13 protein-coding genes and 1 pseudogene are annotated in these 13,046 nt (G+C 65.6%); 11 read left to right on the plus strand and 3 right to left on the minus strand.

Translation table 11 applies throughout. From position 1 onward, the window contains the following. Positions 1 to 38 precede the first annotated feature (38 nt). Entirely contained in the window at positions 39 to 2,117 is a 2,079-nt protein-coding gene (locus D7325_RS10695; protein WP_245962066.1) for a TonB-dependent receptor, read from the minus strand. A 338-nt stretch (positions 2,118 to 2,455) separates the two neighbouring features. Here D7325_RS10695 and D7325_RS10700 point away from each other — a divergent pair, with 338 nt between their 5' ends. From D7325_RS10700 to D7325_RS10740, 9 genes and pseudogenes are all read left to right on the plus strand, one after another. After that, positions 2,456 to 3,643, plus strand: coding sequence for an ABC transporter substrate-binding protein (locus tag D7325_RS10700; RefSeq protein ID WP_120995540.1), 1,188 nt, complete (start codon positions 2,456 to 2,458; stop codon positions 3,641 to 3,643). Continuing rightward, positions 3,640 to 4,122 (plus strand): SEL1-like repeat protein, encoded by a 483-nt coding sequence (locus D7325_RS10705; protein ID WP_120995541.1) that lies wholly within the window; start codon positions 3,640 to 3,642, stop codon positions 4,120 to 4,122. Before D7325_RS10700 ends, D7325_RS10705 begins: the two co-directional genes overlap by 4 nt. Before the next feature lie 18 nt (positions 4,123 to 4,140). Further along, positions 4,141 to 5,103, plus strand: coding sequence for a YVTN family beta-propeller repeat protein (locus D7325_RS10710; protein WP_120995542.1), 963 nt, complete (start codon positions 4,141 to 4,143; stop codon positions 5,101 to 5,103). Next, the gene (locus tag D7325_RS10715) at positions 5,100 to 5,822 is read left to right on the plus strand and encodes an ATP-binding cassette domain-containing protein (protein WP_120995543.1); all 723 of its coding nucleotides are present in this window, start codon (positions 5,100 to 5,102) and stop codon (positions 5,820 to 5,822) included. Before D7325_RS10710 ends, D7325_RS10715 begins: the two co-directional genes overlap by 4 nt. 40 nt (positions 5,823 to 5,862) lie before the next feature. Then, complete coding sequence (locus D7325_RS10720; protein WP_120995544.1) at positions 5,863 to 6,657, plus strand: ABC transporter permease; 795 nt, start codon at positions 5,863 to 5,865, stop codon at positions 6,655 to 6,657. A 113-nt stretch (positions 6,658 to 6,770) separates the two neighbouring features. Next, positions 6,771 to 7,322: pseudogene (locus D7325_RS10725) on the plus strand (PQQ-dependent catabolism-associated CXXCW motif protein); the annotation flags it as partial. Positions 7,323 to 7,398: 76 nt separating this feature from the next. Further along, positions 7,399 to 8,064 carry a response regulator AgmR gene (gene agmR, locus D7325_RS10730; protein WP_120995546.1) on the plus strand — a complete coding sequence of 222 codons (666 nt, stop codon included), beginning with the start codon at positions 7,399 to 7,401 and terminating at the stop codon, positions 8,062 to 8,064. A 66-nt stretch (positions 8,065 to 8,130) separates the two neighbouring features. Next, entirely contained in the window at positions 8,131 to 8,970 is an 840-nt protein-coding gene (locus D7325_RS10735; RefSeq protein WP_120995547.1) for a DMT family transporter, read from the plus strand. 116 nt (positions 8,971 to 9,086) lie between these two features. Continuing rightward, entirely contained in the window at positions 9,087 to 9,311 is a 225-nt protein-coding gene (locus D7325_RS10740; protein WP_120995548.1) for a DUF3203 family protein, read from the plus strand. Positions 9,312 to 9,313: 2 nt separating this feature from the next. Here D7325_RS10740 and D7325_RS10745 read toward each other — a convergent pair whose 3' ends face one another. After that, positions 9,314 to 10,234, minus strand: a complete 921-nt coding sequence (locus tag D7325_RS10745; protein WP_120995549.1) for a LysR substrate-binding domain-containing protein — start codon at positions 10,232 to 10,234, stop codon at positions 9,314 to 9,316. A 150-nt stretch (positions 10,235 to 10,384) separates the two neighbouring features. Here D7325_RS10745 and D7325_RS10750 point away from each other — a divergent pair, with 150 nt between their 5' ends. Beyond that, complete coding sequence (locus D7325_RS10750; protein WP_120995550.1) at positions 10,385 to 11,281, plus strand: TauD/TfdA family dioxygenase; 897 nt, start codon at positions 10,385 to 10,387, stop codon at positions 11,279 to 11,281. Then, the gene (locus D7325_RS10755) at positions 11,278 to 11,877 is read left to right on the plus strand and encodes a LysE family translocator (RefSeq protein WP_120995551.1); all 600 of its coding nucleotides are present in this window, start codon (positions 11,278 to 11,280) and stop codon (positions 11,875 to 11,877) included. Before D7325_RS10750 ends, D7325_RS10755 begins: the two co-directional genes overlap by 4 nt. 605 nt (positions 11,878 to 12,482) lie before the next feature. Here D7325_RS10755 and D7325_RS10760 read toward each other — a convergent pair. Beyond that, on the minus strand, positions 12,483 to 13,046 hold a 564-nt coding region (locus D7325_RS10760), incomplete at its 5' end, for a sodium:solute symporter family transporter (RefSeq protein ID WP_425452289.1).

Consider the following 13,046-nt stretch of genomic DNA (forward strand, 5'->3'; position numbering starts at 1 on the left):
GCTTCGATGGAGCCGCCGCAGGCATGCGCAGAACCGCGTCAGAACCGATAGTGACCGCTCAGCTCAAGCGTTCGTGGTGCGCCGGGGGTGATGAGGTCTACCGAGCCGTGGGCCGATGCGTAGTATTCCTTGTCGAATACGTTGAACAGTCGAAGCGCGGCATCCCAGCGCGGCTGTTCGTAGAACAGAGCGGCGTCTACCGTGGTGTAGCCGGGCATCTCGGTTTCGTTATCCAGCGAGGTGTAGCGACGACCGACGTAGTTGGCGCCCATGCCGACGCGCCATTGCGGGGCCAGGGAGTAAACGGTCCAGAGGTTGGCGCTGTGCCGTGGCGTAAGGGTGGGAACCTGGCCTTCGTTGGGTACCCCGTTGGTCTTGCTGTTGGACTTGGTGATTTCGGCGTCCAGATAGGCATAGCCGCCATAGAGCTGCCACTTGTCCGCGATTTTCCCCATGAACGTGGTTTCGAAACCATCGGTGCGCTGTTCGCCTGCCAGCACCAGCCTGCTCGGGTCCAGCGGATCGGAGGTCTTGATCTGCGTCCGCTCGAGCCGGAAGACGGCAGCCGTCAGCAGCAGGTTGTCATCGAGCAGATTCCACTTGGCGCCAACTTCGTAGTTGGTGGTTTCCTCCGGATCCAGTTCGGCGTTGCTCGCGCTGATCTGGAACATTTCGCCGGAAGGCTGGTACGAGCGGCTGACGGACACGTAATACGACTGCACGTCATCGGGTTGCCAGACCAGGCCCGCGCGCGGGCTGAGCGTGTAGTCGGTGCGCTCAAGTTCCGCATCGTTGATGTCGTCGCGGTAGCTCTGCTCGAATTCGTCGTAGCGCAGACCTACGAGCGCTTTCCAGTGCGGAGTGAGTTCGATGAAGTCCTGGACATACAGGCCGAAGGTGTCCTGGGTATTGAGGCCGTCACCGGTTTTCCCGGTCGCCTGGAACGGTACCGCCACCAGTCCGTCGCCATACACCGGTACGCGCGCGACATCGTTCTGGTTGAAGAATTGTTGATCCTTGTCCTGCCGCCCGACCTCCACGCCGTACAGCAACTGGTGATTCATGCCGGCCAACTGCACGTTCTGCTTGAGTTCGGTCTGGTTGAACAGTCCGTCTTCCTTGCGCTGCACGTTGCCGCGCTTGAGCTTCACCAACAGCGTGCCGTCCGCTGCGGTCACGAATCGATTCGCATCGGTGTGGGCGAGCGTGTTGTTGCGATCCAGATCGTAGTGGTAGTAACGCGTGGTGTTGCTCAGGGTGAAGACGTCATTTAGGCGGTAGTCGATGCCGGCGGTTAGTGAGTAGACCTCACTGCGTGTGTAATCCTGGTCGGCATCGGCTGAACCGAAACGTTTGTCCGGGTCGACGTCCACCGGCCGCCCGTTGAGTGCCGGTATGCCGAAATCGATCAGGCGCTCGTCGTACAGGTACGAGGCGGCGAGGTTCACTTCTAAATCATCGGAAAGCCGGAAATAGGCGGACGGGGCGATGGCCTTGCGCTCGAGAAAGCCCCCTTCACGGAAGGTATCGCTGTCCTCGATGGCGCCGGTGACGCGGAACGCCTTGTCTTTCTGCTCCAGATCAGCCCAACCTGCATCGAATTCGGTGCGCCGCTTGCCTTCGCTGTCGAAGCTGACGCCGATTTCCTGCTCAGGGGCGAAGGACGGCTTCTTGGTGACACTGTTGATCAGTCCGCCAGAGGAGCCACGTCCATAGAGGACAGCGGCCGGGCCCTTGATGACTTCAACGCGCTCGATGTTGGACATGTCTCGGTAGTACAGCGCGTCGTCTCGAATGCCATCGACGTACTGATCGCCGATAGCGCTGAACCCACGAATGGTCACCTGATCTCGCTGGCCGTCGCCGTTGCTCAATCCGATGCCGGGAACGTTCTTGAGCGCATCCTCGAGCGAATCCGCACCTTGATCCCTGAGGACGGCTTGAGGCACGACGCTGATGGACTGAGGAATGTCGCGCAGCGCTGCGTCGATCTTCAGGGCGCTTTCGCTCTGCTCGGGCTTGTAGCTGGTTTGCTCGCGCAGACCGGTAACGTCGGTGGCCGGAAGCTCAAGCAAGTCGGTTTGCGCGAGGGCCGCAGGCGCTGTCAGGACAGCCATCAAAGGCAAAGCCAGGCGGGAATTTTGTAACGGCATTTTGTCGCTTCCTAGTGAAAGGCGGCGAAGATAGCCAAATGTAAAATTACTGTAAATAATAATGTTTCCCATTTTTATACGCATGCATTTCGCGATTATCCGGCAGGGACTTCGCTGCGTTGACTTCAACGAAAGCGCGCTGATTTCGGTGATGTGACACATCATCCGAGGGCGCTGCCTTGCCCGTGCGTCCTACTACCCCGTGCGTCCTACTACCTTGGTACCGGTGTCCCGGTACTTTCTGCATATTTCCCGCCCTGCCCCCGCTTCCTATGCTGGGACGAAGCCCTCGGAGCCGTCCCATGCGCCCGCTACTTCTTTACGCCGCGCTCTGCCTGTCCCCGCTGGTTTGCGCGCCAACCCTGGCGGCACCGGCTCGCGAGCCGTTGACCGTCGCCATCGGCTACCTGGGCTACCGCCCCGATCCGGGTCCGCTGCTCTCGAACGTCATTCCCGAGCCGGAGGATGCCGGCCTGCAAGGCGCCCAACTGGCGATCGCCGACAGCGATACCACCGGACGCTTCCTCCAGCACGACTATCAGCTCACCGCCCGCGACGCGCAGAGCCCCGAGCAACTGGCAGCGGCGGCGAAGGCGCTGCACGAGGCCGGGCTGCGGCTTTTCGTCGTCAATGCACCGACGCAGAGCCTGCGCCAGCTCGCCGACGCCATGCCCGACAGCCTGCTGTTCAATGCCGGCAGCGCGGACGATGCGCTGCGCACCAGCCTGTGCCTGCCCAACGTGCTGCACACCCTGCCAAGCCGCGCGATGCTCGCCGATGCGCTGGCGCAGTTTCTGGCGGTACGCCAATGGAACCGCTGGCTGCTGATCGTCGGTCAGCGACCCGAAGACCGCGCCTACGCCGAGACCCTGCGCCGGGCGGCCAAGCGCTTCGGCCATCGGGTGATCGCGGAGAAGGCCTGGAGCTTCGATAACGACCAACGCCGCAGCGCCCAGGCCGAGATGCCGCTGTTCACCAAGGGCGGCGACTACGACGTGGTGCTGGTCGCCGACGAACACGGCGACTTCGGCGAATACGTGCCCTACCACACCTGGCTGCCGCGCCCGGTGGCCGGCACCCAGGGGCTGACGCCGACCGGCTGGCACAAGACCGTGGAAACCTATGGCGCGGCCCAGTTGCAGAGGCGCTTCGAAACGCAAGCCGGACGCTGGATGAATGACCGCGACTTCGCCGCCTGGATCGCCGTGCGCAGCATTGCCGCCGCCGTGACCCAGCTCGGCCGGGCCGATCCCACCGCCATCCGCGCCCTGTCGCTGAGCGACGACCTGCCGCTCGACGGCTTCAAGGGTCGCAAGCTCGGCTACCGCCCCTGGAACGGCCAGCTGCGCCAACCCATTCCGCTCGTGCATCCGCGTGCCCTGGTCTCCAACTCGCCGCAGGACGGCTTTCTGCATCCGGTCAGCGAGCTGGACACGCTCGGCTACGACGCGCCCGAAAGCCGCTGCCGGCTGAGCGAGTCAATTCGATGAAACGGGCCTGGACCGCCGCCCTCGCCCTCGGCGTCGGCCTGCCGGCCGGCGCCAACGAGCTGGGCTACGAGGCCTACCTCGACAGCAGCAAGCGCATCAAATGCCTGTATGGCTACGTCACTGCCAAGACCGGCAATTTCAGCGCGGCGCGGACGATCTTCGAAGACTGCGTGCGACGCTGGAACGACGTCTATTCGATGATCTGGCTGGCGCAGATGTACGAAAGCGGCAGCGGCGTACCCAAGGACCTGACCCGCGCCGCCGCCCTGCTCGAACGCGCTGCCCATCAGCCCGACGACGCCAGCTACGTCAGCCTCGCGCGCTACCACTGGGGCGTCGCGCTGGCCGAAGGGCGGGGCGTCCCGGTCGATCGCGCCGCCGCGCGCCACTGGCTGGAACGCGCCGCCGCCGGTGGGCAGGACGAAGCCACGGACTACCTCGCCCAGATGGCCGCCGACCCTCATACCCGCACCCCATAACCACAAGAAGGAACCGCCATGCGCACTGCCCTGTTCGTCCCCCTCGCCCTGCTGCTGGTCAGCGGACCGGCACTCGCCGCCACCGCCTATGTCTCCAACGAGAAGGACAACAACCTCAGCGTCATCGACCTGGACCGGCTGGAGACGGTCGGCACCATCGATGTCGGCATGCGTCCGCGTGGCCTCGCGCTCTCGGCCGACAACCGCCTGCTGTACATCTGCGCCAGCGACTCCGACACCGTCCAGGTGATGGACCTGGCGACCCGCAAGATCATCAAGCAACTGCCCTCCGGCGCCGACCCCGAGCAGTTCGCGCTGCACCCCAACGACCAGTGGCTGTACATCTCCAACGAAGACGATGCGCTGGTCACCGTGGTCGACGTGAACAAGGAAGAGGTGCGGGCGCAGATCGACGTGGGCGTCGAGCCCGAAGGCATGGCCGTCAGCCCGGACGGCAAGTGGGCGGTCAACACCAGCGAAACGACCAACATGCTGCACTGGATCGACACCGCGACGAACACGCTGGTCGACAACACCCTGGTCGACCAGCGACCCCGCCACGTCGAGTTCAGCAAGGACGGCAGCACGCTCTGGGCGTCGTCGGAGATCGGCGGCACGGTCGCGGTCGTGGACGTCGCAACGCGGCAGATCCTCAAGAAGCTGAAGTTCGAGATCAAGGGCGTCCACCCGGACAAGGTACAGCCAGTGGGCGTCAAGCTGACCGCCGACGGCGAGTACGCCTTCGTCGCGCTCGGCCCGGCCAACCATATCGCCGTGGTCGATGCCAACACCTACGAGGTACTGGACTACCTGCTGGTGGGCCGGCGTGTCTGGCACATGGCGTTCAACCCCGACGAAAGCCTGCTGCTGGCCACCAACGGCGTGAGCGGCGATGTCTCGGTGATCGATGTCGACGACCTGAAGGTGACCCGATCGATCAAGGTCGGGCGTTATCCCTGGGGCGTGGTCGTGACGCCATGAACGCGCTGGAGGTGCACGGCGTCGGCTTCGCCTACGGGGCGCGACAGGCGCTGTGCGAGCTGGAATTCGCCACCGCGGTCGGGCGCTTCACCGCGCTGCTCGGCCCGAACGGCGCCGGCAAGTCGACGCTGATCGCGCTGCTCACCCGTCTTTACGACCTGCGGCAGGGCGACATCCGGGTGCTCGGTCATAGCCTCGCGCGCGAGCCCCGCCAGGCGCTCGCCCGACTTGGGGTGGTGTTCCAGCAGAGCACGCTGGACCTGGACCTCACGGTCGAGCAGAACCTGCGCTATCACGCGGCGCTGCACGGCCTCTCGCGCCGTACCGCCGCGCAGCGCATCGACCGCGAACTGGCGCGCCAGGACCTCGGCGAACGGCGCCACGCCAGGGTCCGCGAGCTCAATGGCGGTCATCGGCGCCGCGTCGAGATCGCCCGCGCGCTGCTGCACGACCCGGCCCTGCTGCTGCTCGACGAAGCCAGCACCGGGCTCGATCCGGCCAGCCGGGCAGCGCTCGGCCAGCATGTGCGGGCGCTCACCGACGAAGGCATGAGCGTGCTCTGGACCACCCACCTGCTCGATGAAATCCGGCCGACCGACGAGGTGCTGGTGCTCGACCGGGGGCGTCTGGTCGCGCAGGGCTCCGCTGCCCGCTTGAGCGGCGAGAGCAGCCTGAGCGACGCCTTCACCCGCCTTACCCGGCCGGAGACGGTGGCATGAAGCGATCGACCCGCGCCCCTCATTCGCCTCGGAGCCCGGCATGAACAACCGCTACTGGAACGGCCTGGCCGGCATCGTCGGTCGGGAGTGGCTGCGCTTCGTCCAGCAACGCAGCCGCTTGCTGAGCGCGCTGGTGCGACCGCTGCTGTGGCTGCTGGTGTTCGCGGCCGGTTTTCGCGCCGCACTCGGGATCGCCATCATCGAGCCCTATGACACCTACATCACCTACGAGACCTACATCGTGCCGGGGCTGGCCTGCATGATCCTGCTGTTCAACGGCATGCAGGGGTCGCTGTCGATGGTCTACGACCGCGAGATGGGCAGCATGCGCGTGCTGCTCACCAGCCCCCTGCCACGGGCGTTCCTGCTGGCCGGCAAGCTGTTGGCCACGGCGCTGGTTTCGCTGTTGCAGGTCTATGCCTTTCTCTCCATTGCCTGGCTCTACGGCGTCGAGCCGCCGCCGCTGGGCCTTGTCGCCGCGCTGCCGGCGCTGCTGCTGGTGGCGCTGATGCTCGGTGCGCTGGGCCTGCTGCTGTCCAATGGCATCCGCCAGCTGGAGAACTTCGCCGGCGTGATGAATTTCGTGATCTTCCCGATGTTCTTCCTCTCCTCGGCGCTCTATCCGCTGTGGAAGATGCGCGAGGCGAGCGAATGGCTGTACTGGCTGTGCGCGGTGAATCCCTTCAGCCATGCGGTGGAGCTGGTGCGCTTCGCGCTGTACCAGCGGCTCGACCCGCTGGCGCTCGCCGTCTGCCTGGGCCTGACCCTCGCCTTCGGCGCCCTGGCCGTGCTGACCTTCAACCCGCAGCACGCCGCCATCAGACGATCGGCGTGAAGGCTTCTGGCCATTTCTACGACTTTGGTACTGCTACCTGCATCCAACGTAGGATTTCCCTGGGCGCCGAACTTGCCTGTAATGAATTCCGACACGGTCACTCGGACAAGACGATGCGGCGATCCAGCTTGCTCGCGGTGTCGATGCTCGGCATCGGTTGCGCGGTCTTCGGCGCGGTTGCGGTCGGCGCGCAGGAGCCGCCGCGGTTTTCCGCCGAGGGTTATCGCATCAGCCATTACCGCAGCCCGACCCCAGCCACGGCGCCGGGCGCGCGAACCCTGGACACCGACGGCGTGCGGCAGCTGCTGGCGACGACACCCGACACGGTGCTGGTGGACGTCTATCGGCGCCAGTGGCTGTTCGGCCGCTTCATTGACGACCAGCCGCATGCCAACCTGCCTGGCAGCCTCTGGCTGGCCAATACCGGCGACGGCGAACTGGAGCGACGCTGGGCCCGTTACTTCGAGCACGGCCTCGCGCGCGCCACCGGCGGCGATACCGGCCGCCCCCTGCTGTTCTACTGCCGCTCCGATTGCTGGCTTGGTTGGAACGCGGTAAAACGCGCTCGCAGCCTGGGCTATGAGCGGTTGTACTGGTACCGGGACGGTATCGACGGCTGGCAGCAAGCCGGCCTGCCGCTGGAGCCCGCCACCCCCGAGCCGATGATCGAGCGCATCGACGACCTGCGTGCCCCCTGCTCCGACCAGCCCCACCATAATCACAACAAAGAGGTGAACGGCGATGTACAAGATCCTGATTGCCGACGACCATCCGCTGTTTCGCGAAGCCATCCATAACGTCATCAGTGACGGTTTCGTCGGCAGCGAGGTGATGGAAACCGCCGACCTGGACAGCGCCCTGGCGTTGACCCAGGAGCACGACGATCTGGACCTGATCCTGCTGGATCTGAACATGCCCGGCATGCACGGGCTCAATGGCCTGATCAACCTGCGCAACGAGGCACCGACCATCCCGGTGGTGATCGTCTCGGCCGAGCAGGACAAGCAGGTGGTGCTCCAGGCCATCACCTACGGCGCGGTCGGCTTCATCACCAAGTCCTCGCCGCGCGCGCAGATGACCGAGGCCATCGAGCAGATCCTCAACGGCAACGTCTACCTGCCCTCCGACATCATCCGCACGCAGAAGAGCTCGCCGCGCCGCGCCCATCACGACGAACCGGCGATTGCGCCGGAGCTGCTCCAGGCGCTGACCCGCAAGCAGTTGCTGGTGCTCGAACGCATGACCAAGGGCGAATCGAACAAGCAGATCGCCTACAACCTCGACATCGCCGAAACGACGGTGAAGGCCCATGTGTCGGCGATCCTGCGCAAGCTCAACGTGCATAACCGGGTGCAGGCTATTCTCTCCGCCGGCGATATCGACTTCGCCGCCTACCTGCGCCGCTGACGGCCGGCGAGCCCCGTTGGCTGCCGCGTCGCAACGCGCCTTCCGCCCTTTCCCGACAGGTCAGACATGCCGCCACGCATCCTGCTGTTGACGACCCTGGCGATGTTCGCCTTCGCCGGCAATTCGCTGCTCTGCCGGCTGGCGCTGCGCGATACCGCCATCGATCCGGCAAGTTTCACGACCGTGCGCCTGGTCGCCGGCGCCGTGACGCTCTGGCTTCTGGTGCGGATGCGCCGCGGCGACCGGCCGGCGGGCGGTGACTGGTTCGGCGCTGCTGCGCTGTTCGTCTATGCCGCGGCGTTTTCCTTCGCCTATGTCGGCCTGGCGGCCGGCACCGGAGCGTTGCTGCTGTTCGGTGCCGTGCAGCTCTCGATGATCGCCTGGGGCCTGCTGCGCGGCGAGCGGCTGTGGCGCTGGCAGATCGTCGGCCTGCTGCTGGCGCTCGCCGGGCTGCTGATACTCCTGTTGCCCGGCGCCCGTTCGCCGTCGCTTGGCAGCGCACTGCTGATGCTGCTCGCCGGCATCGCCTGGGGCGCCTATTCGCTGCGCGGACGCGGCGTGCCCGACCCCTTGGCCGCCACGGCCGGCAACTTCCTTCGCGCGGTGCCGATGGCCATCGTGCTCGCGGTGCTGATGCTGAGCCGCCAGCAGTGGGACGGAGCCGGCCTTCTGTACGCCGTGCTGTCCGGCGCCGTCACCTCCGGCATCGGCTATGCCATCTGGTACAGCGCGCTGCCGGGCCTGGCCGCCATGCAGGCGGCGAGCGTCCAGCTCAGCGTCCCGCTGCTGACCGCCGTACTCGGCGCGCTGCTGCTGGCCGAACCGCTTACCCCGCGGCTGCTGCTGGCCAGCGTGGCGATCCTCGGCGGGATCGCCCTGGTGCTGTTCGTCAAACGCCGCGCCTGAACGCCAGGACCGGCACGGCGCCGCTTTGGGCCAGGGCTTTGCAACAGGCCGACCGACCCAACTCCCACCGCCGTGGTCAGAAGTGACAGAGCCGCAACGCGCCCAAGGAGACGCCCATGAGCATCCGTATCGACAACGTCACCCGCACCTGCGCCATCGAGCTGAATGGCCAGACCCACCACAGCGCCATCATGGATGCGCGCATCACCACCGACCCGGCGACGCGCATGTCGGTGCTGAACATCGACGGCGCCAGCGCCCATGTGACCGAGGAACAGGTCGTCAGCCTGATCAATGGCGGCGCCAAGGATGACCGCGAGAACCTGATCGTCGACGACTGAGTTCAGTCCAGCCGCAGGACGTCGGCGGCATCCGCGCTCGGCAACCGCTCACGCAGGTAGCCCTTGAGATGATGCAACGCCCGGCTTTCGCCCAGATGGCGCGGCCAGATGAGGTGATAGCTGCCCCCCGAACGCACGGCGGTGCGGACCGGCATCATCAGCGTGCCACGTGTGAGTTCGGGGCCGATCAGCGACAGGTCGGCCATCGACACGCCATGCCCCTGCGCCGCGGCCGAGATGCCGAGTTCCAGCGTGTCGAACAGCTTGCCCCGCTGCCACGGCACCGATTCGGCATGGCCGGTGCGCTCGAGCCAGCGCTTCCAGTCGCGACGATCGCGCGAGGGGTGGATCAGCTCGGCCGCCTGCAGCCGCTCGATCGGCCACGGTCGATCGTCACCGCTCTGCGGCATACACACCGGCACCAGCCATTCATCGAACAGCCTGAGCGATTCGATCTCGCTGTCCGGCTCGCCGTGGCACAGCAGGATGGCGCAATCGAAGGGCTCGGCGTGGAAGTCCACCGCATCGACGTCCATCCAGGCGCTGGTGAGCTGGATGCGGTGGTCGGGAAAGGCCTGGTGATAGCCCTCCAGCACGCCGAGCAGCCAGCGCACCGTCAGCGTCGACGGCGCCTTCAGGCGCAGCGAGCCACTGCCCGCGCCGACCGCGACGCAGGCATTCTCGATGATCCGGAAGCCGAGCTTCAGCTCTTCCGCCAACAGCCGGCCGGGTTCGGTCAAGGCGAGCCGCGAGCCCTTGCGTTCGAACACCTTGCAGCCCAGCGACTGCTCGAGCGTCTTCACGTGCCGGCTCACGGCGCTCTGCGTGATGTTCAAGCTATCGGCCGCCAGCGTGAAGGAGCCACAGCGAGCGGCCGCCTCGAAGGCACGCAGGGCGTAGAGCGGCGGCATCCTCGAACTCATCGGCGTCTCTCCGGGCTGGCATGACTAAAACTCATGCCAGCCTACCGGTTTTTCCGTTTGGGTAGCAGCGGGCCGTACGGGAAAAATCCGATGGCTGCGCCGCCGCGCGCCTTCTCTCCCCCGCACGTCTCGGATAAGGACAAACGACCAATGGACCAGGCACGCATGAACGATCTCATCGCCACGAGCATCGCCTCGGGCGGGCTGAGCCAGGAGCACATCGCCGAGATCATTCAGTTCCGGGTATTTGGCAACCGTCGCGGCTTCCTGCTGCTGGAGAACATGCCCATCGGCTCGATTCCACGCACACCCAGCCGCCGCGACGAGCTCGGCAAGCCGGACACCCGCAGCGAGAAGCTGCTCCTGCAGGCGACCGCCCTGCTCGGAGACCCGATCGGCTACGTCCAGGAATCGGAAGGCAGCCTGATCAACAACTTCTTCCCGCAGCGTTCGCAGGCCAGCAAGATGTCCTCCGACAGCTTCGACACCGAACTGGACCTGCACACCGAAAACGCCTTTCATGCCGTGCAGCCCGATTACCTGGTGTTGCTCTGCCTGCGCCAGGATCCGGACCGGCAGGCGGTGACCTTCATCTCGTCGATCGACTCGATCATCGAGCGGCTGCCGTCCAGCGACATCCACTACTTCTTCCACGAGCCCTACAACTTCCTCTCCGACTACTGCCAGCGCGAGAAGAACTGCCGCATCGACATCAACAAGCGGCAGACCGTGCTGTACGGGGACATCGCCTCGCCGTATTTCCGCTTCGATCCCTACTTCATGGTCGCCAGCAGCCACCAGGCCGAGAGCAAGCTGGCGATGCTGCGCGACATCGCCTGGGAGGCGGCCGAACCGCTGACGCTGCGCCAGGGCGACCTGCTGATCATCGACAACCGCAAGACGGCGCATGCACGCAGCGCCTTCGATGCGCGGTTCGACGGCACCGATCGCTGGATCCAGCGCACCTTCGCCGTCTGCAACCGGCGCTTTCTGGTCGAGCGGCTCGGTACGCACAACCAGGTGTTCGAGCTGGTGGCCAATCTATGATCACGACCTACGTCGCCTTCGCCGCCGCCATCACGCTGCTGATCGCCTCGCCCGGCCCGGTGGTGGCGCTGGTAATGAACGACTCGCGCCGCGCCTGGCCGGGCAAGACGATCCTCGGCGGGGTGCTGTCGGCGCAGATTCTGCTGGTGTCGGCGCTGCTGCTGATCTATCTCGCCCTGGACGTCGATCCGCAGGTGCTGCACGTCGGCCAGGTGATCGGCGGCGTCTACCTCGCCTGGCTGGGATTCAGCACCCTGCTCAGCGACGAGCAGGACGACCGGCTCAACCGTGAGCAACCCAACACCTATTTCTGGCGGGCGCTCAAGGTGGGACTCTCCAACCCGAAGGACATCCTGTTCTTCCTGGCCTTCCTGCCGAGCTTCATCCTGCCGATCGAACCCTTCTTTCAGCAGGCGTTGACGCTGCTGTTGATCTGGGGAGCGATCGACCTGTCGATCCTGGTGGGCTACAGCCTGCTCTCGCGGCGCGTGCTGGCCACCCGTTTCGGTCGCCTGATCCTGGGCCAGGCGCCTGGCTACATCCTGATTGCGCTGGGCTTGCTGTCCTGCGTCAGTGGCCTGCAAAGGCTGACCTGACAGCGGCCCATTTAAAAGGCCATGACGGTCGCCCGTCATGGCCTTCTTTTTTTTACGGCTACCAGCCCGCGCGGTACCCGCGCTCGGCCAGTAGCGCCCCTGTAGGAGCCCGCTTGCGGGCGATCCGGCGAGCATCGCCGGCAAGCCGACGCCACAGCCAATGCCGGTCGGACCGGAGATCGCAGGGTTTTGCACGGACATAGTCTCTGACGGATTGTTCGCTTCGCTCCTGAATCCGCCCTACAGCTGAAATCCGTTCGTTCGCAGATCAGCAGCGCCCCCTGGAGCCCGCTTGCGGGCGATCCGGCGAGCATCGCAGGCAAGCCCGACTCCACGGCCAATGCCGGTCGGACCGGAGTTCGCAGCCTCGTAGGGTGCATTCGCGAAGCAATGCACCGCGGGTTTTGCACGGGCATAGTCTCTGACGGATTGTTCGCTTCGCTCCTGAATCCGCCCTACGGCTGAAATCCGGTCACGCCCCCTGTAGGAGCCCGCTTGCGGGCGATCCGGCGAGTATCGCCGGCAAGCCCGACTCCACGGCCAATGAAAAAGGCCATGACGGTCGCCCGCCATGGCCTTCTTTACTACCGGTACCGCTCCAACGATCAGCCCGCGTGGTATTCCCGCTCGGCCGCCTCGAAACGCTCGACGATGGTCGTCGACGGGGCCGGGCCCATGCGGCTGACGATCAGGATCGCGAGGCTGGCGAGGATGAAGCCGGGGATGATTTCGTACAGCCCCAGCCCGATGAACTCCTTCCACACCACCACGGTGACGGCGCCGACCAGCATGCCGGCGAGTGCGCCGTTGCGGGTCATGCGCTTCCATAGCAGCGAGAACAGCACCACCGGCCCGAACGCCGCGCCGAAACCGGCCCAGGCGTAGGACACCAGGCCCAGTACCTTGCTCTCCGGGTTGGAGGCGATGCCGATGGCGATCAGCGAAATCAGCAGCACCATCGCACGGCCGACCCACACCAGCTCGGTCTGCGACGCGCCCTTGCGCAGGAAGGCCTTGTAGAAGTCCTGCGTCAGCGCGCTGGAGCTGACCAGCAGCTGGGCGCTGAGCGTACTCATCACCGCCGCCAGCACGCCGGACAGGATGATGCCGGCCACCCAGGGGTTGAACAGGATCATGGTCAGTTCGAGGAACACGCGCTCGCCGTTCTC

The organism is Stutzerimonas urumqiensis (genome assembly GCF_003640395.1).
GTDB lineage: Bacteria > Pseudomonadota > Gammaproteobacteria > Pseudomonadales > Pseudomonadaceae > Stutzerimonas > Stutzerimonas urumqiensis.